The sequence below is a fragment of the Methylobacterium sp. UNCCL125 genome (assembly GCF_900116795.1).
Classification (GTDB): domain Bacteria; phylum Pseudomonadota; class Alphaproteobacteria; order Rhizobiales; family Beijerinckiaceae; genus Methylobacterium; species Methylobacterium fujisawaense.
Genome location: NZ_FPBW01000004.1, coordinates 201801 through 220924 on the forward strand (window position 1 = coordinate 201801; position 19124 = coordinate 220924).

Below are 19124 nucleotides of genomic sequence, written 5' to 3' on the forward strand. Positions count from 1 at the left end.
CGATGGCCGAGGACCGCAACCGCCGCCGCTTCACCGATCCGCGCGCGACCGCCGAGGCGGCTTTCCGGGCCGCCACGACCCCGAAGCCGGCTGCCCCGCCGCCGCAACCGGCCGCACGGCCGACGACGATCCCCGGCTCGCGGGAGGTGGTGAGCTTGCGTCTCGACAGCGCCGTGCTCGCGCATTTCCAGAAGGACGGGCCGGGCTGGCAGGACCGCATCAACGAGGCGCTCAGAAGCCTCGTCCCAGCGGACGACGCCTGAATCGTCCATTTGATCGGAGGGCGGCCGGGTCTCAGCCCGGCTTCGGCCGGTCACGCAGGATCCGGTTCACCGCCCGGTCAAGGGCGGACAGAAAGGCCGATCGGTCTGCGCGCGAGAACGGCTTCGGCCCGCCCGTGATGGTTCCGGCTTCGCGCAACGATTGCATCAGGTCGCGTGTGGCGAGCGCGAGGCCGATCCCGGACTCGCTGAATGGCTTACCGGTGAAGGCCAGAACCGTGGCGCCGGCTTTCACGCAGCGCGCAGCCAGCGGAACGTCGGCGGTGAGCACGATGCTCCCGGGCCCCGCCCGCGCGGCGATCCAGTCATCGGCGGCGTCGAGTTCCGAACCGACCACCACGCGCTCGATCCAGGGCTCGCGCGGGAGGTTCAGCACGCTGTTGGCGACGACGTGGACGGTGAGGCCGTAGCGTGCGGCCACCCGGTAGGTCTCGTCCTTCACCGGGCATGCATCGGCGTCGAGATAGATCGCCGGACCGGTCGGGGTGGCACGCGTCGGGTCGCTCGTGGCAGCGCTCATGACCGGGGCACGACCTTCGAGATGAAGCCCGCCAGGATCAGGAGCACACCCAGGCCGAACTGCCAGCGCTCGATATCGCCGCCGACCGACAGCACGATGGCGCGGCCGAAGACCACGACCCCGATCAGCGGCAGGCCAAAACGGAGCGCCATCTTGACGGCGATCAGGGTGTTGGCGCGGGCGGCGCTGACACGGGCCATCAGCGGGCGACCGCAGCGCGGCGCGGCGCCAGATCCGCCACGGCGGCACTCTCGGCAGGACCACGCTCCAGAGTCGCCACGGACAACGGCGCGCCGCGGCCGCGGAGGGCATGGGCGCCGAGAGAGCGCGCCCGGACGCCGGCTGGCAGGCGCGGAAGACGGCCGAGGAGATCCTGCGAGATCAGGATGCCGACCCCGAGCGGGCGGCACAGGGCCTCGATCCGCGACGTCACGTTCACGGCGTCGCCGAAATACGCGATCTTATGGCGGTCGACTCCGACTTCGGCCGTGACCACCGAGCCGCCATGCAGCGCCGCCCGCAGCCGCGGCACCGTCCCGAATCGGGTGGTCCAGGCCGCGGCATCCGCCTCGATCCGGTCGAGCACGTCGAACAGGCAGGTGATGCAGCGCGCGTCCTTGAGGCCGCGGGCCATCGGCCAGGTCACCATGGCGAGATCGCCGACATAGTCGTCCACGGATCCGCCGTTGCGCCGCACCGGCTCGGCCAGCGTCGCGAACACGGCCCCGAGATACTCCTGGGCGCGCAGGTCCCCGTGCGCCTCCGCGAAGGCGGTGGAGCCGACGACGTCGAGGAACAGGAAGATCCGCTCCTCCGCCACCGGCTTGTGGTAGCGGCCGATCATGAAGTTCACGAACACCTCGCCGCCGATCAGATCGCGCATCCGGATCACGAAGACGAGGAGGCCGGACACGGCCAAGGCGTAGGCGAGGACCCGCGCGGTCATCCGGGTCGCGGTCGTCAGATCGTCCGGTGTCAGGGCGAAGGCCCAGACGACCAAGCCGCCGAGGGCGTTGCCCGCCATGATCATCAGGACGTAGGCGAGTTCCGCGGCCAGCACGTAGAGCCACGCCGGCAGGCGGCGGATCCGCGTCTGCAGGCCGGCCAGGATCAGCCCGCGGTCGAAAGCCAGCACCGTGGCACCCATGCAGAGGCCGTAGGTGAATCCGGCGAGGGGAGAGGCGCCAGCCGCGAAGATGATGTTGTAGAGCAGCCCCGCGCCGGCCGCCGCCAGCAGGATCAGACCCCAGAATATTCGATGGGCCGGCAGCATCGACACATCTCCAGCATGGCCACTGACGGACCGGGTGTCGTGTGGCCGGGCGCGGCGGCGCCCTGCGGGAGGCGCAGGCTCGGCATACCCGCGCCGCCTGACCTCGAGCCTGGGCCTAAAGTTTAGCGTCGCGGAAGGCCGCCAGCCATTGCTCAACGCCCCAAGATGGCGCGAGTAAGGCGTGCCGGGGAGTTGAACGGCGGACCCATGACACGTCGGCGGCCCGATCCCGACCGGATCGCCGTCAGCAACCCCTGTGACAGCGAAAAGGGAGCGCTGCCATGTATGCCAGGAGCTTCGGCGCGATGCGCGTCTCGGTCCCGGTCATCGGCCAGGGCACGTGGCACATCGACAGTTCGGACCGGACGGATGCGATCCGCGCGTTGCGGGCCGGAATCGACGCCGGCATGACCCATATCGACACCGCGGAGATGTACGGCGACGCGGAGGCAATCGTCGCCGCCGCCATCGCGGATTGCCGCGAGGAGGTCTTCCTCGTTTCGAAGGTGGTCCCTGGCAATGCGACGCGCCGCGGCGTGGCGCGGGCCTGCGAGGCTTCGCTCCGACGCCTGCGGACGGATCGGCTGGACAGCTATCTGCTGCACTGGCCGGGCCAGCACCCCCTCGAGGAGACGATCGCGGGCTTCGAGGATCTGCGCCGGGCGGGCAAGATCCTGTCCTGGGGTGTCAGCAATTTCGACGTCGAGGATCTCGACCGCGCCCTCGCCATCGCGGGGCCGGACCGGATCGCCTGCAATCAGGTCCTCTACCACCTGAACGAGCGGGCCATCGAGCATGCTGTGCTGCCCTGGTGCGAGAAGCACGGCGTCGCGATGGTCGGCTATTCGCCCTTCGGCAGCGGCGACTTTCCCGATCCGGACAGTGCTGGCGGCCGCGTCCTGGCGGGCATCGCGCGGAGCCATGGGACGACGCCCTACGCCGTGGCCCTCGCCTTCCTGACCCGGCTGCCCGGCACCTTCACGATTCCGAAGACCGGTCGCCCGGACCGGGCCATCGAGAATGCCGGCGCGGCAGACCTGCATCTGGGTGCGGCCGAGATCGCCCTGATCGACGCGCATTTCCCTCGGGGGCCACGCCCCCGGATCCTGCCCATGCTCTGAGCCGCGGGCCGGCTCAGGCCCGCATCGCCAGTGTCGGGGGTGCGCGCGGCGGTGCGGCCCGCACCCGATTGCGGCCGGCCTTCTTGGCGGCATAGAGGGCCGCGTCCGCCGCCGTGAAGAGGTCATCGGGCGGATCCCCGCTGGCCGGATCGGCGGAGGCCACGCCGATGCTGACCGTGGCGCTGCCGCCGACGTCCGGAGCATGGGGGATCCCGAGGCTCACCACCGCGCGGCGGATGCGCTCCGCCGCCGCCCCCGCCGCCGTCGCATCGAGTCCCGGCAGCAGCGCGACGAATTCCTCGCCGCCGATCCGGAAACTCAGCCCGCCGGTATCGAGCGTCTGCTGCAGACACAGCGCCACCGCCTTGAGCACCTCGTCGCCGCGCTGGTGGCCGAAGCGGTCGTTGAACTGCTTGAAGTGGTCGGCATCGACGATCATCAGGGCCAACGGAGTCCGCAGTCGCGCGGCACGGGTCCACTCCACGGCGAAGTGTTCGTCGTAGCTGCGCCGGTTCGGCAGCCCGGTTAAGCCGTCGGTCCGGGCGAGCACCGCGAGTGCAGCATTCGCTTCGCGCGTGGAGGCCTCCGCGGCCGCCCGGCGACCCACCTCCCGGTGAAGCAGAATCGTCAGCCCGAAGGTGAGGACGCAGAGACTGAGGATCAGGATACCGACGATCGCCGCCTTATAGATCCAGACCTCGCGGATGCTGTCGACATCCGTAGCCACCGTCACGATCAGCGGCAGGTCGTCGAGATTCGCGAAGCTGTAGACCCGGTCTACGCCGTCCAAGGCCGACCGTCCCTGAAACTCGCCGCGGGCATGCGCCTGATAAAACGTGTGGGCCGGACTTGCACGGATGCTCTGCCCGAGCAATTGCGGCCGGGCCGGCGCGCGGATCAGGAGCGTCCCGTCCCGATGGAACACGTTCAGGGCGATACCGTCATCGAAGCGCAGCCGGTCGAAGAGCGCCCGGAAATGCGCGAGTCTGATCGATCCGTACACGATCCCCGCGAAGGAGCCGTCTGCCGTCTGGATCCGCCGGGTCATGCGGATAATGGGCTCCCCGGTCAGACGGGACTGAGTCGGTCCAGTGAGGATCAGACCCGCATCGGGATTGGACTTGTGGATCTGGAATTCCGGCAGCGTGCTCAGGTTGGGCCGGTTCTGCAGGTTGGGATCGCTCGTCAGTTGGACATCACCCGCCGCATCCGTGACGGTGATCGGGCCGAGACCGGAGCCCGCGACGGCGGTGTCGAACACGGCCAAGCGTCTGAGTTCCGGGTCCAGAATTATGATATCCGCGCGGTGCGCCAAGCGTGCGGAACTCTGCAGGGAGAGATCGTAAACCCGCAGGCTGTGGCCGACCCCCTCCTCGATCACGGCCAGGAGGTTCGCGGCGTTGCGGCGCGCATTGTGCCAAGCGACATCGCGCAGATCGAGGCAGAGATACACCCCGAGCAGCGTCAGGCAGAGCAGCAGGCACGTGCCCCCCAGCGCGATCAGACGCGAGGCGCGATCGGCGAGGTGGACTCGGATCGCTGTGGCAGTCGCGCGCGGGACCATGGGCTCGATCGGGTTGCCGCCGGCCCCGGCAACCGGGGAGCGGACTTGCTATCGACCCGAATTCTGAGTCCCGAATATTGAAAAAGGCGTTATTCTAGGGATTAAGAAGCGTCCGATTTGCGCCAATATAGATCAATCGGCACCGGGCCTATCAGTGCTGCCGCGTCAAGTCCGCGGTCAGCCTGATTTCGAGCACCGTCGATCAGACCCGCGATGGGGTGGCGAGCGCCGGGCCGTCACCGATCGGCGGCGTCAGTCGCCGATCCCGAACAACTTTTCGATGAAGTTGCGGTCATCCTTCTGAGCGCGCCGCGCCGGCGCGGACTGGCGCGGCGCGGGCGCCTCCGGTTCGCCCAGAATCTGCCCGAGGAGCCCGCCCGGTGCAGGCGGCGCGGCACTCGCCACCGAGGCGGTCGTCTCCGGCTGCCTGCGCCAGCGGTTGAGGCCGGGGAGCGGGACCGGAGTCTGCCCCTTCAGCGCCTGGGTCATATACGACTTCCAGATCTCCGCCGGCAGATTGCCGCCGGTGACCTTCTTGGTCAGCTCGCCGTCGTCGTTGCCGAGCCAGACCCCGGTGACGAGGCTGCCCGAGAAGCCGATAAACCAAGCATCGCGGTAGTCCTGCGTGGTGCCGCTCTTGCCCGCCAGGTCCCAGCCCGGGATGTCCGCCTTCTTGCCGGTGCCGCTGACGAAGACCTCGTGCATCATCGCATTCATCATGCCGTCGGCGTTGGCATCGATGACCCGGCCGAGACCATTGTCGGAGCGCTTGTACAGGACCTTGCCGCCCTGGCTCTTCACGGCGGTCACCACGTAGGGGATCACGCCGGTGCCGCCGTTGGCGAAGGCCCCGTAGGCGCCGACCATCTCCAGCAGCGTCACTTCGGACGTGCCCAGGGCGATGGAGCCGTTGGCCTGGAGCGGCGAGGTGATGCCGAGCCGCTGGGCGGTCTGCACCACGGTCTTCGGGCCGACCTCCTGGCCGAGCCGCACCGCGACGGTATTGAGCGAATGGGCGAGCGCCGTCCGCAAGGTGACAGGCCCCTCGTACCGGTGCGAGTAGTTCTCCGGGGCCCAGTTGCCGATCCGGACCGGCGCGTCCTCCCGGACCGTGTCGGGCGTGGCGCCGTGCTCCACGGCAGCGAGGTACACGAAGGGCTTGAACGAGGAGCCGGGCTGGCGCTTCGCGGTCGTGGCACGGTTGAACTGGCTCTGGGCGTAGTCGCGCCCACCGATCAGCGCCCGGATCGCGCCGTCGGGCCGCATCGAGACCAGCGCGCCCTGGCCGACATTGAAGCGCACGCCCTTTGCGTTGAGTTCGTCGGTGAGCACCTTCTCGGCGGCGGCCTGGAGAACGGGATCGACGGTCGTCTGGACCGTGATGTCGGTGTCGAACTTGCCGACGTAGTCGTCGAGCACGTCCATCACGAGGTCTGCGACGTAATTGGCCGAACCGCCGCCGCGGGCATTGGTGGGCTTCGCCGGCTGGGCGAGCGCCACCTTCACGTCCTGCGGCGCGGCGAAGCCGAGTTCCTGCATCGCGGCGAGCACCTGGGCGGCGCGGGCCTGGGCGGCCGGGAGGTTGCGGTTCGGAGCGAGCCGCGACGGCGCCTGAACGAGGCCGCCGAGCATCGCGGCCTGCGCAAGGCTCACCTCCTTGGCGGGCTTGCCGAAATAGCGCTGCGCGGCCGCCTCGACGCCGTAGGCGCCGGCGCCGAAATAGACACGGTTCAGGTAGAGCTCGAGGATCTCGTCCTTGGTGTACTTGTGCTCCAGCCAGAGCGCGAGGATCGCCTCCTGGATCTTGCGCGAGGCGGTCCGCTCCTGCGTCAGGAACAGATTCTTGGCGAGCTGCTGCGTCAGGGTCGAGCCGCCCTGTGCGACGCCGCGCCGGGTCAGGTTCTGACCGATGGCGCGCAGGATGCCGACCGGATCCACGCCGAAATGCTGGTAGAAGCGCCGATCCTCGATCGCCACGAAGGCGCGCGGCAGGTAGGGCGGCAGCTCCTTGATCGAGACCACCCGGCCGCCGGTCTCGCCGCGATTGGCGAGCAGCGAGCCGTCGCTCGCCAGGATGGCGATGTTGGGCGGCCGTTTCGGCACCGCGAGCTGGTCGATCGGCGGCAATTGCGACGCGTGGTAGGCGATGAGCCCGGCAAGCCCGATCACCCCCCAGAGACCGAGGACGACGGTGCCGTAGACGATGCGGCCGAGCCAGGACCGCCGGCGTCGGCCGCGACCCGAGGCCTTCGCCCGCCCGGTGGTCCGCGCCGGCGCCTTGTTCGGCTGCCGCGCTCCTCCGCCGCCCGATCGCTTCGCCACGCCGTCTCCTGCCCCCCCGGGACGGTCCTCCCGGGACAGGCGCAGATCGAGTTCGCCGCGATCCCGGACACGCCCCTCGGGCACGTCGAAGTTCGGCTCAATCCTGCCCCGACCCTTGGCCATGCATCCCGTCTACGAATGTTCCGCCGCAGCGCGTCTGTCGGGCGCGCCGCAGGACGGTTTCCGCACGCTAAATGCGGCGGTTTAAGGGGCCGTTATCGAAGCGTTCGGCGCCCGTTCCCCATCCCGCGCGCCGATACGCCCTAGCGTTGGGCAGGAGGCTGGACGACCGGCGCGCCGAGCACCCGTCGGGCCTCCGCGAGCAGCACGGAATGGCGGGCCGATTGCGGACCTGAATCCGGCGTCTCGCGGCCCAGCCGGGCGATGCGCGACCGGAACAGGCGTCGGCGCAGGCCGAACCAGCCGATGCTCATCAGCAGCGCCTGAAGCACGAGACGGACGGCCTCCGTCCGCTCGCGCTCCTCGGCGACGACCGCCGAGAGCGCCGCCTCGCGGCGAAGGGCAGCCTCCAGCTCCTCCCGGACGGCGGCGCGGGCCGCCTCGTCCTTGCGCGCCGCGTCGAGCTGGATCCGGCATTCCTGCAGCGCGCTGAGCAACAGAAGCTCCTGCGCGGACGCATCCCTCATCAAGGCCTCCTGGGGCGCCCTATCCCGTTCGATCACGGGTGGCTCCGCCCGATCATCGTCATGGCGGTGCCAAAACAGCCCGCACAGATCCGTGCGCGACGCCATAGCGAGCGCGGCCGCTGGCCGGAAGCCGCCGACCGGATTATTCGGCACGCGGACCGCGACGCAATGGGGAATCGGGGACGTGCAGATTCGGATTGCTCTGGCCTTCGGAGCCATCATGCTGGGAGCCAGCACGGTGATGCCCGCGCCGGCCCAGGCCTATCAGCTCGACACGGTGAATCTGGTCGGCTGCGCCCAGGAAGGCGGCGTCTGCCGGATGCCCTACGCGACCAACGTCTATTACGGCGTGCCCGGCCGGACCAACGGTCGGCCGTTTCCTCAGGGCGGCGCCGTGCCCTGCAACAGCCAGACCTTCGGCGATCCCGCACCGGGCCAGGCGAAGAGCTGCTGGTACGCACCGCGCATCACTGCGGGCGGCTCCGGCGGTGGCGGCTTCGGCGGCGGCGGATACGGCGGTGGCGGGTACCGGAGCGACGATTACGACGACCGGCGCGACGCCTATCGCTATGGCCGCGACTACGACCGGCCGCGCGCACGCCGCCCGGACGACGACGATTATGAGCCTGGGCCGCGCCGCTACAGGGGTGATCCGGACGACTATTGATCTCGATCTGAGAGCGCAGGCAAGGGATCGTATTTGCCCTGTTAACCCCCATCCGGCATCGTCCCGGACCGCGGAGATCGTCTCCGCGGACCCGCGGGTGCGGATGGGGGAGTCGATGAGGGAGAATCGCCGCGGCGTCTTCCGGAAGAACGCCTTCACCTTCGGCGCGGTCCTGCTCGACGGCGGCGAAGTCAGTTGCCTGGTCTGGGACGCGACCGAGGTCGGCGCCCAGATCGAGGTCGACGGCGATCATGTGGTGCCGGACCGGTTCCCGCTCCGCGTGAGCGCCGGCGCCGAGCCGCGCGCGGCGGCCGTTGCATGGCGGCGCAGCCGCCGGATCGGCATCGCCTTCGAGGGCTGAAGCCGCCCGTCTCAGGTCGCCTGCAGGACCGGGCGGGTCCGGGACTCCGACCCCACGAGCCGGCACCAGCGCGGCCGCACGAACAGCAGATCGAGCGCCGTGCCGCGAACCAGCCGCTCCAGGACCAGCGGCAGCAGCACCGCCACGGTCATGACGATGAGGCTTGCAAGTCCGATATCGGCGATGGCTCCGGTGCGCACGAGGATCTCCCGGGTCGCCGCCATGGGTAGCGAAAAGGCGAGATAGATCACGATCGAGCGCTGCCCGCAGGTTCGGATCGCCTCGGCGATCGGCCCCCCGACGCGGCCAAGGAGCGACGCCGCCACCACGATCGCGAGCGCACCGGCGGCGCCGAGGGCGAGGCTCACCAGCGGCAGGCTGGCGAGGGTCGGGTGATTCGGAAGGCCCGACGGAGTCAGCGCGAGCCAACCTTCCACGAACGCCCATGCGGCGAGGCCACACAGGGCGAGCCGGACCCGGTGCCGGGCCGCGTCCGCGAGGGCGAAGATGCGGCCGGCGAACAGATAGCCGGCGACAAAGAAGACGTATCGGGCACAGAACTCCTCGATGAGGGTCGACTCGCTGCGGATGTCGGCAATCTGCAGCACGGCGGCACCGGCGAGCAGCACGGCGTCGGGCACGCGGCGCAGAGCCTTGGTGACGACCGAGAACACCGCGAGCAGATAGATGAACCACAGCGTCGAGTAGGGTTCGATCAGGGCATGGGCGAGATGCGCCGCGAAGGCCGTGGGGCCGTCATCGCCGGCGATCTTGCCGTATCTGGCGGCCGACTGGATCACGAGCCAGAGCAGGTAGAAATAGGTGAAATGGACCACCCGGCGGTCGGAGAACAGGCGCCAGTCGCGGTCGATCACCCGCCCCATGAACAGGCCGGACAGAAGGAAGAAGTCCGGAATCCGGAACGGCTTCGCGAAGGCCACGACCGGATGGAGGAAACCTTCCCCGCCCATGGCGTCGCCGGTGCCCGTGACGGAATGCATCATGACCACCAGGAGGATGCAGATCCCCTTGGCGATATCGACCCAGGCGAGCCGATCACCCGTATCCCCGACCCCGGCCATCGTCCCACCCTCGCGATCGGAGGGATCCTGGACCGGTTTGGGTTGACGGCGATGAACGTGATCGCCGCAACCTGCGGATGTGACGAACGGTCGGTAAACGCCGGCGGTCAGACCTTGCGCCGCGCCGACCGCCGCGCGCGGGTCATACGCGTCGCGGCGTGAAAATCGTCCGGCCGGCCGCGCACCCAGGCGAGGAAGCGGGCTATCTCCGGATCGGTCCGCAGGGCTTCGAGATCGGCCAGGCGCTTGGCGATCTCGGCCTCACTGTAGCGTGCATGGATCGCCGAGTGGCAGATCTGGTGCAGGCGGACGGTACCGCGATGGGTTCCGCCCTTGAGCTTCGGGGTGAGGTGATGGAGGCTGGAGCGAGCGCGATGCGGAATCGGGCGCTCACAGAGCGGGCAGACCGGCTCGGGCCGGCCCTGCGCACCCGGTGCGTCCGGATCCTCGGCGCTCCAGCGCTGCGAGCGCCGTCCGACCACGCGCCCCCCTCTCCTATCCTTGCTGATCGACCGGCTGCGGGCAGGTCGGACCGACACGCTCTCTGAACATCGCCTCGGCCTCTCGGTCCCGGCCCCCCAGGATGGACACGTGGTCGCCCGGGATCACGGCGATCCGCGCCCGCGGGCCGGCTGCTGCGGCGAGGCCTTGCGCCAACTTGAGCGGCACCACCGTGTCGTCGCGTCCCTGCACGATCAGAACCGGCGCAGTTCCGCCACGGATGCGCGTGTCCGAGCGGTATGTGTCGCGCAGGAGCCAGATGGGGACTAGCGGGACATGCAGCCGCACGGTGTGGATCATCGAGTCGAACGGGGCCTCCAGGTAAAGCCCGATCGTCGGCACCCGTTCGGCGACGGCGACCGCGACGGCCGCCCCCAGCGAATGGCCGTGCAGCAGGATCGGCGCGTCGGGCGCCTGTGCCCGCGCGGCGTTCACGGCCGCCAGGCCGTCGCGGATCAGGCCGTCTTCGCTGGGGCTGCCGGTCGAGCCGGGATAGCCGCGATAGGCCACGGTCAGCAGACCCCAGCCGCGCGCCCGCCACGGCTCCGCGGCGAAGCGCTCCGCGTGCGGTTCCGGGCGGGATCCATTGCCGTGGAAACTGACGATGACGCCGCAGCCCGGCCGCGGCGGCCGCCACAGTCCGTGCAGGGTCTCGCCATCCGAGGTCGCGACCGTGATCGTCGCGACCCCGGGCGGCACCGGCCAGGGTGTCGGCGGGCTGAAGGCGCCCGGATAGAGGAAGCGGCGCTGTCCGAGGGCGAGCGCGGCGCAGGCCAACCCGCAGAGCAGGAGCACGGCGAGCAGGAGGCCGGCGAGGAGTCGCATGCGATGCGGGGGAGGCCGTGGGGTTGAGAAGCGGATGCGTTCGATCGAACGGTTTTCGGGATGTGTTTTCTAGGGCGCCCGGTCAGCATTGACAAAGCCGTCCGCGCGCCTGAGTCTGGAACCGTTCCGAGGGGAGCCCCGCAGGGGGCTGAGATTGGGCACGCTGCCCTGACCCTTGAACCTGATCCGGCTCATACCGGCGGAGGGACGGGAACCTGCGGTCGCATGTCGCGCGGCCCCATCTCATCTCGGCCATCGCGTGGACCGGACTGCTCCAGCACGAGGAGAGGCCCACGATGAACGCACCCGTTCTCCCCAAGGACGTGAAAGGCAGCCCGGAGACCGTGACCACGGGTCCGGTGACCGGATCGCGCAAGGCCTATGCGAGCCCGGCCGGACGGCCGGACATCCGCGTCCCCTACCGCGAGATCGTCCTCTCCGATCCGAAGGAGGAACCGGTGCGGGTCTACGACCCGTCGGGCCCCTACACCGAGACCGACGCGCGGATCGACCTCAATGCCGGCCTCCCCGGCGTGCGCGAGCCCTGGATCGCGGCCCGCGGTTACGCGGCCGTCGCCCCACGGGCGGTGAAGCCCGAGGATAACGGCTTCGCGGGCGACAAGCTCGTGGCCCCCTGCCCCGCCGAGCGGACCATCCGCAAGGCGGCCCCGGGCCAGAGGGTGACCCAGTACGAGTTCGCCCGCGCGGGGATCATCACCGAGGAGATGATCTACGTCGCCCATCGCGAGAACGTCTGCCGCGAGAAGATGCTCGCGGGCGCCGAGGCCGCACTCGCCGACGGCCAGAGCTTCGGGGCCTCGGTCCCGCCCTTCATCACCCCCGAATTCGTGCGCGACGAGATCGCCCGCGGCCGGGCGATCATCCCGGCCAACATCAACCACACCGAGCTGGAGCCGATGGCGATCGGCCGGAACTTCTTGGTCAAGATCAACGCCAATATCGGCAACTCGGCCGTGACCTCCTCGGCCGCCGACGAGGTCGAGAAGCTCGTCTGGTCGATCCGCTGGGGCGCCGACACGGTCATGGACCTGTCCACCGGCCGCAACATCCACAACATCCGCTCGTGGATCATCCGCAACAGCCCGGTCCCGATCGGCACGGTGCCGATCTATCAGGCGCTGGAGAAGGTCGGCGGCGACCCGCTCAAGCTCGACTGGGAGGTCTTCAAGGACACGCTGATCGAGCAGGCCGAGCAGGGCATCGACTACTTCACCATCCATGCCGGCGTGCGGCTGGCCCACGTGCCGCTGACCGCCCGGCGCGTCACCGGCATCGTCTCCCGCGGCGGCTCGATCATGGCGCGCTGGTGCCTGGCCGGGCACCGGGAATCGTTCCTCTACGAGCGGTTCGACGAGATCTGCGACATCATGCGGGCCTACGACGTGTCGTTCTCGCTGGGCGACGGCCTGCGCCCGGGCTCGATCGCCGACGCCAACGACGCCGCCCAGTTCGGCGAGCTGGAGACGCTGGGCGAGCTGACCAAGGTCGCCTGGGACAAGGGCTGCCAGGTGATGATCGAGGGCCCCGGCCACGTGCCGATGCACAAGATCAAGGTCAACATGGAGAAGCAGCTGAAGGAGTGCGGCGAGGCGCCGTTCTACACCCTCGGCCCGCTGACCACCGACATCGCCCCCGGCTACGACCATATCACCTCGGGCATCGGCGCCGCGATGATCGGCTGGTTCGGCACCGCGATGCTCTGCTACGTCACCCCGAAGGAGCATCTCGGCCTGCCCGACCGGGACGACGTGAAGACCGGCGTGATCACCTACAAGATCGCTGCCCACGCCGCCGACCTCGCCAAAGGCCACCCGGCCGCGCAGCTGCGCGACGACGCGCTCAGCCGCGCCCGGTTCGACTTCCGCTGGGAGGACCAGTTCAACCTGGGCCTCGATCCGGATACGGCCCGCCGCTACCACGACGAGACCCTGCCGAAGGACGCCCACAAGGTCGCGCATTTCTGCTCGATGTGCGGGCCGAAATTCTGCTCGATGAAGATCACGCAGGATCTGCGCGCCGAGGTGCTGGCGATGGAGGAAGCCGGCGAAGTCGTGGGCGCGTCGCCCGCGATGTCCAAGGCCGAGGCCGAAGCCGGCATGCGGGCCAAGTCGGAGGAGTTCCTGGCCGAGGGCGGCAAGCTCTACGTCGACGCCGCCGAGTGAGGCCAAGGCACGCCCGGTCCGATCCGGATGCGGGCGTGCCGCCGTTCCGCCCCGGCGTTCCACCGCACGGGGCCTCGATGTCGAGGACCGCTCCGGGTCGGGCGCCATTGGTACCGCGCATCGCCGCACGCATCTGATCCGCGGCGATGCCGACGGCCCGCGGGGTTGCTCAGTTCGATGATGGGGCGCAAATCCTTCTCTGATCCGCCTGGACAGAGCGGAGCGCTTCCAATCGCAGGCGCTTCCTGTCAGGTGCCCCGTATGCGCCCGACGCGGCCTTGCTGAGCAAGCGGGTATCCGGAGCCTGAAAATGGGCACCGGATGCAGCACTGCGGCTGCGCATGCGATCACGATGATGCGGGCGCGTCCGACATCGACCGGTCCGCGCCCGAGGATGGCATTGAGCCGCGCAACGATCTTGCAGCGAGGCCTGCGGACAAACGGGTCACGCTTCCCTGATTGTCTCCAGTCTCCTGCACGGCGAGCGCCCGCATCGCGATGGCGAGCATCGGAAGATATCTGCCTGAACCGCCCTCCGGACGACACGGGATGGCCCGCGGTACCGTGGCGGCTGAATGGATCAGATGCGCGACGAGCCGCCTCTCGGGTAGAAAGCCGCACGGATTTGTGTCGCAACGCTAACGGGATGTTCATCGCATCTCGGACCGCGAGCCACCATCCGGTGGATCGCCGGCTGCCGTTAACCGCTGGTTAGGCAGCCGCCCGTCTCAATCCTTCGATCACAGGATCGCAGGAGACCGGCCATGGAGATCCGTCCGCTGACACCCCCGACGTCGGGGCCGCAGGGCCTCGACGCCCTCGGCGCGACGGCCGCCGCCGCCGTGACGCAGGAGGCCCCCGTGCCCCAGAGCACATCCGCGCCCCTCGAACCCGCGGTGAAGCTCGACATCGGCGCAAACGGCGGTAAGGCGCGCTACATTCAGGACCCGGACACGAGCACGATCGTCTTCCAGGTGGTTGATCCCGCGTCCGGCAACGTGATCGATCAACTCCCCAGCGAAACCGCTCTGCGCAATCGCGCCTACGATTCCGCACGCGGCACGCAGGGGGCACAGACCGGCAGCCTCTCCCGCGTCGCCTGAATACCGTCGGTCAGACGCGCAGCCAGCGGCCCGACGCAGCGGGCGGGGCCCGGGCTGAACCGCGAAGGGGCCAGGAGAGCCACCAGAGCAAGCCGCCACGCGACGAGGAGGCTGTTCTCGACAGGCGGCGCTTGGGACCGGGATTCCGATCGACCGGCTCCATGACGACGAGTTCTCGGCCGTCCAGGGCACCCAGAAATCGCGCTGATTCGCGCGCACGGCCATGCAGGTGGTCGGATGCCGGGCCGCGAAGTCGGAGATCTGGGTCAGCGCCTCCACCGGATCGCAAGGCGTATCCGAACCCATCGCGCCTTCGCCGGGCAGCACAAGGAAGATCGCCCTCGGAACCGTGATCCTTTCACGTGCCGCGGACAGTTCGCGTGAGATTTTTCGGGCCTCGGAGCCGCTCTGAGAGGTTCCCATGCGTTTGACGCCATCACCGTCGAACTGCTAGACGGTTGGCGCACATGAAGGCCTGGGACCGGGCGGATCGACCGTCGTCAACGCCGGATCCGGACCAGTCATGTGGGCGGGCGTAGTTCAGTGGTAGAACGTCAGCTTCCCAAGCTGAATGTCGTCGGTTCGAGTCCGATCGTCCGCTCCAATTATCTCAGGCACTTAGCCTCGGTGGTATCAGGCCCAAATCGGCCTGATACCACATCGATACCACTTCAGCCGCCGGCAAGGACCTCCGCCCGCCGGCTCGCCCTGCGCGCCACCAGGGCTGCGGACGGCCCGCGGCGCAGCCAGGTCACCGTCGATTTCGCCACGCCGAATTGCCGCGCCAGGACCACGCCCGGGAGGTTCGAGGACCGGATGGCGGCCGCCTCCTCCTCGGTCAGCTTGACCCGGGGGTGAGAGCCCCTGAGACCGGGACGGCGGCCGCGCTCGACAGCGTCCACCATGTTCTGGGCATGCGTGCCGGGCGTGAGGTGGCCCGGGTTGCAGCAGGCGGGGTTGTCGCATCCGTGCCGGAGCAGGCGCCCGGCGGGAATGGGACCGTTGGCGATCTCCCAGGAGATCCGGTGGGCGCCGACGTCGCGGCCATCGACCTTGAGCTTGCCGTAGCCGGCACGGTCGGTCCCGGCCGTCCAGGGCCAGCACTCGTCCGGGCCGCGCACGTCGACCTTGGCCCAGAACCGGGCCAGCACATCGTTGGAAAAGGGCATGGGGCGTCCTCGCGTGGAAGCGAGGAGTGCCGGTACGGCAGGCCCTGGTGACCCGGCATGGCGGGGATCCCCGTCACCGGAAGGCACCCCGCTCCTACGGGGCTGCGGTCGATTGTACGGGCGGCGCCCCATTTGCCTAGGCGGCCGCCTCGTCCTTCGCCTCGCGGAGCAGGTCCATTGCCCGGTGCATGGCGCGGATGCCGTCCCGGTGCCGGGCGTCCCAGGTCGCGTACCAGCGCTCGACGTCGGCCTGGACGTCGGGGCTGATCAGGTGGGATCCCCGCAGCGCGATGAGGGGCGTGCCGCCGTGGAAGGAAGCCCGGAACATCGCCATCATGGCCTCGGCCAGGGCCACGCCCAGATCCCGGTGCTGCTCGGCCGTGACGGCAGCGACGTCGCTGGCGATGCTGAGAGGGACCACCGGCGCCACCAGGCGCACGCCTCGCTCGGCGAGGTCCATCGCGTAGTCCGACCCGATCTCCGAGATCTGCGGCGGGCGCCCATCCGGGTATTCGATGCGGGCCGGCTCGAACATGCCCTCGGCCCACTCGACCCACCAGTATTCGTCGGGTCGCTCGCTCATGCCTTCCTCCCTCAGCCCAGCCGCGTCGAGTAGCTGCCGTCGGCGTAGACGGTGCGTTCCTCGACGTCGGAGCCGTCGCACAGGACGGTCTCGCCTTCCGGTCGGAACCGCATCCCGGCAGCGAAGGAGTCCAAGGCGTCCTCGACCGGGACGCCTGCCGGCGGAGCCCAGACGCCGGCATCCATCGCGGCCCTGGCGACCTGCAGCAGGAAGGCATACGGGATGCCCACACTGGCGCCTGGCTCGGCCGCCAGCGCCTGCCCCAGCATGTAGGGGCCGAAGTATCCGGTGGCGCTCACGATCCCCTCCCTCAGCCGTAGTACCGCGAGATGGGCAGGTCCCGGCTCTTGAGCGCCGCGGCCGCGATGGCCACGGCGTCCGGGTGCCCGTCGACGACGGCCTGCAGCGCGGTCCCGTGCAGCCAGTCCTCGCAGATGTGGTCGGCGCCGAACGACAGCTTATGGTCGCCCAGGGCCGCCACGAACGACTCGACCGCCTCGACGGTCAGGGGCGGCCGTTCCTGGGCCTCGATCCAGGCGATGACGTGCCCGTAACGCAAGAAGGTCTCGCCCTCGGCCGTGAATTCCTCGCCGTCTTCCTCGACCTTGCCCCGAGCGAGCAGGACCGGCTCCTCGCTCATGCTGCAGCCCTGGTAGAAGAAGGCCCACACCGGGCGGTCGGTCGGGATGCCGTCGGCGCCGGATTGCCAGCGCGGCCGGGCGCGGTAGGCCTCCAACGCCTTCACGGCGCAGGCCCTGCAGCGGCGGGACCACTTGTCGCCGGTGAAGACCTCGTGGCAGTCCCGGCACCCGCCAATGTATTTGCCGGGTGCCCAACCGAACGGGATCAGGTCCGCGACCGTGTGGCCGTCGTCGGGGATGGGCTCATCGATAGCCCGCTGGAGCTTCGAGGCGACGGTCTCAGCCACGGGATCCCCCCATCATGGTGTCGACGGCCCGCGCCCACGCCAGCCAGCCGTGCCACGTCTGCACGTATGCCGCCGTGCACGCGGTCATCGTGTGTGAGAGCAGCGCCTCCATCAGCCGGCGCTCCAAACGGCAGGGAGGTCGGCGTCGCGGGTGCGGGCGGGCGGCCGCTGGAACAGGGGCGCCATGGCGGCCGCCATCTCGTCGGCGAACGGCGTCATGTCCGGTGGGATGACGTAGGCGGTCGGGGTGCCGGCGGAGTCGAACTGGATCCCCGACACCACCTCGCCAGGCGCCGGGGGAGCGGCGGCCAGATCAGCCGGCAGCGAGACGAGGGCGAGGGGCTCGTGCCGGGGCAGGCCCGGGATCCGACGGCAGACGTCGCCGTCGAGGAGGTGATTGTAGGGGCCCATGGTCAGTCCTCCTCGCCCGGCGCTTCGCCATAGGCATGCCCCTCGACGAGCGCGTACATCGCCTCCGTCCACTCGGCCTCCTGCAGGTGCAGCTTGCCTTCGTGCAGCAGCCCCTGGGCCGCCCAGGTCTCGGTGTCCGGGACCATGGCGAAGGTCCCGAACAGGCCGGGGTAGCGGCGGGCGATCTCCGCCAGGACAGGCTCGGCCCGCGCCTCTGCGCCCTTCACCTCGAACCGGAGCTCGACGGTCGTCGGGATCCGGGTGACGACCTCGAAGTCCCAGCCATGCGAGCGGCAGCCCCAGGCCTCGTACATGCCCTCCCACGACCGGGAGTGGTCGCAGGCGAGCAGGGTGTCGAAGTCGAGGGTGTGGCCGCCGCCGCTGGCAGGCCGGACGTGAGCGGCCAGGAACGCGTCGATGTCCCCGGCCTCGCCGCTCAGGGCCATGCGGATGGTCGTCATCGCGCCCATGGCTCAGGCCTTCCCCTGCATGTAGGCGGGGACATCACGATCCTTCGCAAGCTCGCGCAGGTCGTAGTCCCGGGCGCTCATGAAGTCGGGGGCGTCCTCGTCCTGCAGCGGGTGGCCGTCGCCGAGGTGCTCGTAGCCGTAGCGCTCGTACCCGGCGCGGTAGGCCTCGTGCAGCGTCGCGCCCCGGACGAAGCCGGCGTCCCGGAGAATGGCCAGGGCGTGGTCGACGTCGGGATTGGCAGGCGCCAGAATGACGTCGACAACCTGGTGGTCAGTGAGCGCACGCAGCTTGGCGAGGCGCTCCTCCTCGCGGCGGGCCAGCTCGGCCTTGATGCCGATCAGCGACCGGTCGAACTCGGCCTGCTCGTCGGGCGACAGGGCGGCGATCTTGCCCGCCAGCGTGTGGATCTCGGCCTCGGTCATGACGCCCTCACTCCTTCGCCGCTCGCCTCGATCGAAGCATGCTCCGCGGATTCGTCCACCCGGGCTGAGGGGGGTGCCTTACGCCGGCGCCGGCGGCTTGACCGCACCAGGGCGGCCGGGCACCACCGGTCGGCGGGCCATGGCATCGGGCCGTGCCCCCGCGTGGAGACGGTCCATGACGCCACTCGTCCGCCTTGAGCTCGCCGCGCCGTCGATGCCGGAGCCGGGCGACCTCCGCCTCGGCCGCGTGTGGCTCGACGGCCGCGAGGGCGAGCTCGTGTACGTCGGGCGGGAGCCGCACTTGGAGGGGCCCGACGGCCGGGTCCCGATCCCGAGGGATGCGTACGGCGTCGCCCTCGTCGAGGCCCTCGATGCCCTTGCCGGCCGCGTCTGGGGCGACGACTGGTCCTCCGCCGTGGCCGAGCTCACCGGCATGAACAGGCGCTCGACGGCGCGCGACCGCGTCCGGAAACAGGGGCTTCCCCCGAACGCCCTCTCTGGCGTCGTGAGGATCGCGCAGCGCCACGACGCGAAGGAATTCGCCGCCCTCGTGCGGGCTGCGGCGCGGTATCTCGACGCCAACCGTGCCATCGGGGCGGCCGCCCTTTTCACCGACGCGACGGGCGCCCTGGTGGAGCTCCGGGGCCTGACGGCGCTGGATCCCAACCACCGTTAACCGGATGGCAAGGC

Annotated in this window: 23 protein-coding genes, 1 tRNA gene and 1 riboswitch; of the genes, 8 read left to right on the plus strand and 16 right to left on the minus strand. The window is 69.8% G+C overall.

Annotation, left to right across the window (positions count from 1 at the left end):
- Positions 1–2 precede the first annotated feature (2 nt).
- On the plus strand, positions 3–263 hold the full coding sequence (locus tag BM396_RS04590; protein WP_043378655.1) for a BrnA antitoxin family protein: 261 nt from the start codon (positions 3–5) through the stop codon (positions 261–263).
- Positions 264–294: 31 nt separating this feature from the next.
- Here the strand turns inward: BM396_RS04590 and BM396_RS04595 are convergent, their stop codons facing one another.
- From BM396_RS04595 to BM396_RS04605, 3 genes are read right to left on the minus strand one after another with little or no spacing between them, the layout of a single operon-like run.
- On the minus strand, positions 295–801 hold the full coding sequence (locus tag BM396_RS04595) for a YaiI/YqxD family protein (RefSeq protein WP_043354907.1): 507 nt from the start codon (positions 799–801) through the stop codon (positions 295–297).
- The gene (locus BM396_RS04600) at positions 798–1001 is read right to left on the minus strand and encodes a hypothetical protein (protein ID WP_043378658.1); all 204 of its coding nucleotides are present in this window, start codon (positions 999–1001) and stop codon (positions 798–800) included. Before BM396_RS04600 ends, BM396_RS04595 begins: the two co-directional genes overlap by 4 nt.
- The gene (locus BM396_RS04605; protein ID WP_043378663.1) at positions 1001–2074 is read right to left on the minus strand and encodes an adenylate/guanylate cyclase domain-containing protein; all 1074 of its coding nucleotides are present in this window, start codon (positions 2072–2074) and stop codon (positions 1001–1003) included. The genes BM396_RS04600 and BM396_RS04605 overlap by 1 nt, the downstream gene beginning before the upstream one ends.
- A gap of 281 nt (positions 2075–2355) precedes the next feature.
- Between BM396_RS04605 and BM396_RS04610 the strand changes: the two genes are divergently transcribed.
- On the plus strand, positions 2356–3195 hold the full coding sequence (locus BM396_RS04610) for an aldo/keto reductase (protein WP_043378665.1): 840 nt from the start codon (positions 2356–2358) through the stop codon (positions 3193–3195).
- Positions 3196–3208: 13 nt separating this feature from the next.
- Here the strand turns inward: BM396_RS04610 and BM396_RS04615 are convergent, their stop codons facing one another.
- From BM396_RS04615 to BM396_RS04625, 3 genes are all read right to left on the minus strand, one after another.
- A complete protein-coding gene (locus tag BM396_RS04615) occupies positions 3209–4759 on the minus strand; it encodes a sensor domain-containing diguanylate cyclase (RefSeq protein WP_043378668.1) in 1551 nt (516 codons plus the stop codon).
- A 252-nt stretch (positions 4760–5011) separates the two neighbouring features.
- Entirely contained in the window at positions 5012–7204 is a 2193-nt protein-coding gene (locus BM396_RS04620; RefSeq protein ID WP_043378671.1) for a transglycosylase domain-containing protein, read from the minus strand.
- Between the two features lie 140 nt (positions 7205–7344).
- On the minus strand, positions 7345–7728 hold the full coding sequence (locus BM396_RS04625) for a hypothetical protein (RefSeq protein ID WP_043378674.1): 384 nt from the start codon (positions 7726–7728) through the stop codon (positions 7345–7347).
- Positions 7729–7912: 184 nt separating this feature from the next.
- Between BM396_RS04625 and BM396_RS04630 the strand changes: the two genes are divergently transcribed.
- Both BM396_RS04630 and BM396_RS04635 read left to right on the plus strand, forming a co-directional pair.
- The gene (locus BM396_RS04630) at positions 7913–8395 is read left to right on the plus strand and encodes a hypothetical protein (protein ID WP_043378677.1); all 483 of its coding nucleotides are present in this window, start codon (positions 7913–7915) and stop codon (positions 8393–8395) included.
- 115 nt (positions 8396–8510) lie between these two features.
- Positions 8511–8756, plus strand: coding sequence for a hypothetical protein (locus tag BM396_RS04635; protein ID WP_043352457.1), 246 nt, complete (start codon positions 8511–8513; stop codon positions 8754–8756).
- 11 nt (positions 8757–8767) lie between these two features.
- Here BM396_RS04635 and BM396_RS04640 read toward each other — a convergent pair whose 3' ends face one another.
- From BM396_RS04640 to BM396_RS04650, 3 genes are all read right to left on the minus strand, one after another.
- Entirely contained in the window at positions 8768–9838 is a 1071-nt protein-coding gene (locus BM396_RS04640; RefSeq protein ID WP_043378679.1) for an acyltransferase family protein, read from the minus strand.
- 107 nt (positions 9839–9945) lie between these two features.
- Positions 9946–10320, minus strand: coding sequence for an HNH endonuclease family protein (locus BM396_RS04645; RefSeq protein ID WP_043352432.1), 375 nt, complete (start codon positions 10318–10320; stop codon positions 9946–9948).
- Between the two features lie 13 nt (positions 10321–10333).
- Complete coding sequence (locus BM396_RS04650; RefSeq protein ID WP_043378682.1) at positions 10334–11164, minus strand: alpha/beta hydrolase; 831 nt, start codon at positions 11162–11164, stop codon at positions 10334–10336.
- Between the two features lie 119 nt (positions 11165–11283).
- Positions 11284–11389: riboswitch (TPP riboswitch) on the plus strand.
- 71 nt (positions 11390–11460) lie between these two features.
- On the opposite strand from BM396_RS04650, the gene thiC reads away from it, so the two are divergent.
- The 3 genes from thiC (at position 11461) to BM396_RS04665 (ending at position 15054) form a co-directional block, all read left to right on the plus strand.
- Positions 11461–13347 (plus strand): phosphomethylpyrimidine synthase ThiC, encoded by a 1887-nt coding sequence (thiC, locus tag BM396_RS04655; RefSeq protein WP_043352437.1) that lies wholly within the window; start codon positions 11461–11463, stop codon positions 13345–13347.
- A gap of 764 nt (positions 13348–14111) precedes the next feature.
- Entirely contained in the window at positions 14112–14450 is a 339-nt protein-coding gene (locus tag BM396_RS04660) for a FlaG family protein (RefSeq protein WP_043378685.1), read from the plus strand.
- Positions 14451–14979: 529 nt separating this feature from the next.
- Positions 14980–15054 (plus strand) — tRNA-Gly (locus tag BM396_RS04665).
- A 67-nt stretch (positions 15055–15121) separates the two neighbouring features.
- On the opposite strand, the gene BM396_RS04670 is transcribed toward BM396_RS04665, so the two are convergent.
- The 7 genes from BM396_RS04670 to BM396_RS04700 form a co-directional block, all read right to left on the minus strand.
- Positions 15122–15619, minus strand: a complete 498-nt coding sequence (locus BM396_RS04670; protein ID WP_051975903.1) for an HNH endonuclease signature motif containing protein — start codon at positions 15617–15619, stop codon at positions 15122–15124.
- 136 nt (positions 15620–15755) lie between these two features.
- Entirely contained in the window at positions 15756–16202 is a 447-nt protein-coding gene (locus BM396_RS04675; RefSeq protein ID WP_043378688.1) for a hypothetical protein, read from the minus strand.
- 11 nt (positions 16203–16213) lie between these two features.
- Complete coding sequence (locus tag BM396_RS04680) at positions 16214–16501, minus strand: hypothetical protein (RefSeq protein ID WP_139239452.1); 288 nt, start codon at positions 16499–16501, stop codon at positions 16214–16216.
- A gap of 11 nt (positions 16502–16512) precedes the next feature.
- Entirely contained in the window at positions 16513–17130 is a 618-nt protein-coding gene (locus BM396_RS04685) for a hypothetical protein (RefSeq protein ID WP_043378695.1), read from the minus strand.
- Between the two features lie 111 nt (positions 17131–17241).
- Positions 17242–17541 carry a hypothetical protein gene (locus BM396_RS04690; RefSeq protein ID WP_081948547.1) on the minus strand — a complete coding sequence of 100 codons (300 nt, stop codon included), beginning with the start codon at positions 17539–17541 and terminating at the stop codon, positions 17242–17244.
- A gap of 2 nt (positions 17542–17543) precedes the next feature.
- Positions 17544–18011, minus strand: coding sequence for a hypothetical protein (locus tag BM396_RS04695; protein WP_043378697.1), 468 nt, complete (start codon positions 18009–18011; stop codon positions 17544–17546).
- A 3-nt stretch (positions 18012–18014) separates the two neighbouring features.
- A complete protein-coding gene (locus BM396_RS04700; RefSeq protein ID WP_043378700.1) occupies positions 18015–18434 on the minus strand; it encodes a hypothetical protein in 420 nt (139 codons plus the stop codon).
- Between the two features lie 175 nt (positions 18435–18609).
- Between BM396_RS04700 and BM396_RS04705 the strand changes: the two genes are divergently transcribed.
- A complete protein-coding gene (locus tag BM396_RS04705; protein WP_051975904.1) occupies positions 18610–19110 on the plus strand; it encodes a hypothetical protein in 501 nt (166 codons plus the stop codon).
- Positions 19111–19124: the final 14 nt, after the last annotated feature.

Excerpts from the sequence above, each read along its gene's own strand:
- BM396_RS04615 (WP_043378668.1), bottom strand. The coding sequence starts at position 4,759 with ATGGTCCCGCGCGCGACTGCCACAGCGATCCGAGTCCACCTCGCCGAT.
- BM396_RS04670 (WP_051975903.1), bottom strand. The coding sequence starts at position 15,619 with ATGCCCTTTTCCAACGATGTGCTGGCCCGGTTCTGGGCCAAGGTCGAC.
- BM396_RS04620 (WP_043378671.1), bottom strand. The coding sequence starts at position 7,204 with ATGGCCAAGGGTCGGGGCAGGATTGAGCCGAACTTCGACGTGCCCGAG.
- BM396_RS04625 (WP_043378674.1), bottom strand. The coding sequence starts at position 7,728 with ATGAGGGATGCGTCCGCGCAGGAGCTTCTGTTGCTCAGCGCGCTGCAG.
- BM396_RS04635 (WP_043352457.1), top strand. The coding sequence starts at position 8,511 with ATGAGGGAGAATCGCCGCGGCGTCTTCCGGAAGAACGCCTTCACCTTC.
- BM396_RS04660 (WP_043378685.1), top strand. The coding sequence starts at position 14,112 with ATGGAGATCCGTCCGCTGACACCCCCGACGTCGGGGCCGCAGGGCCTC.
- BM396_RS04640 (WP_043378679.1), bottom strand. The coding sequence starts at position 9,838 with ATGGCCGGGGTCGGGGATACGGGTGATCGGCTCGCCTGGGTCGATATC.
- BM396_RS04605 (WP_043378663.1), bottom strand. The coding sequence starts at position 2,074 with ATGCTGCCGGCCCATCGAATATTCTGGGGTCTGATCCTGCTGGCGGCG.
- BM396_RS04690 (WP_081948547.1), bottom strand. The coding sequence starts at position 17,541 with ATGGGCCCCTACAATCACCTCCTCGACGGCGACGTCTGCCGTCGGATC.
- thiC (WP_043352437.1), top strand. The coding sequence starts at position 11,461 with ATGAACGCACCCGTTCTCCCCAAGGACGTGAAAGGCAGCCCGGAGACC.
- BM396_RS04595 (WP_043354907.1), bottom strand. The coding sequence starts at position 801 with ATGAGCGCTGCCACGAGCGACCCGACGCGTGCCACCCCGACCGGTCCG.
- BM396_RS04705 (WP_051975904.1), top strand. The coding sequence starts at position 18,610 with ATGACGCCACTCGTCCGCCTTGAGCTCGCCGCGCCGTCGATGCCGGAG.
- BM396_RS04590 (WP_043378655.1), top strand. The coding sequence starts at position 3 with ATGGCCGAGGACCGCAACCGCCGCCGCTTCACCGATCCGCGCGCGACC.
- BM396_RS04610 (WP_043378665.1), top strand. The coding sequence starts at position 2,356 with ATGTATGCCAGGAGCTTCGGCGCGATGCGCGTCTCGGTCCCGGTCATC.
- BM396_RS04695 (WP_043378697.1), bottom strand. The coding sequence starts at position 18,011 with ATGGGCGCGATGACGACCATCCGCATGGCCCTGAGCGGCGAGGCCGGG.
- BM396_RS04700 (WP_043378700.1), bottom strand. The coding sequence starts at position 18,434 with ATGACCGAGGCCGAGATCCACACGCTGGCGGGCAAGATCGCCGCCCTG.
- BM396_RS04675 (WP_043378688.1), bottom strand. The coding sequence starts at position 16,202 with ATGAGCGAGCGACCCGACGAATACTGGTGGGTCGAGTGGGCCGAGGGC.
- BM396_RS04600 (WP_043378658.1), bottom strand. The coding sequence starts at position 1,001 with ATGGCCCGTGTCAGCGCCGCCCGCGCCAACACCCTGATCGCCGTCAAG.
- BM396_RS04650 (WP_043378682.1), bottom strand. The coding sequence starts at position 11,164 with ATGCGACTCCTCGCCGGCCTCCTGCTCGCCGTGCTCCTGCTCTGCGGG.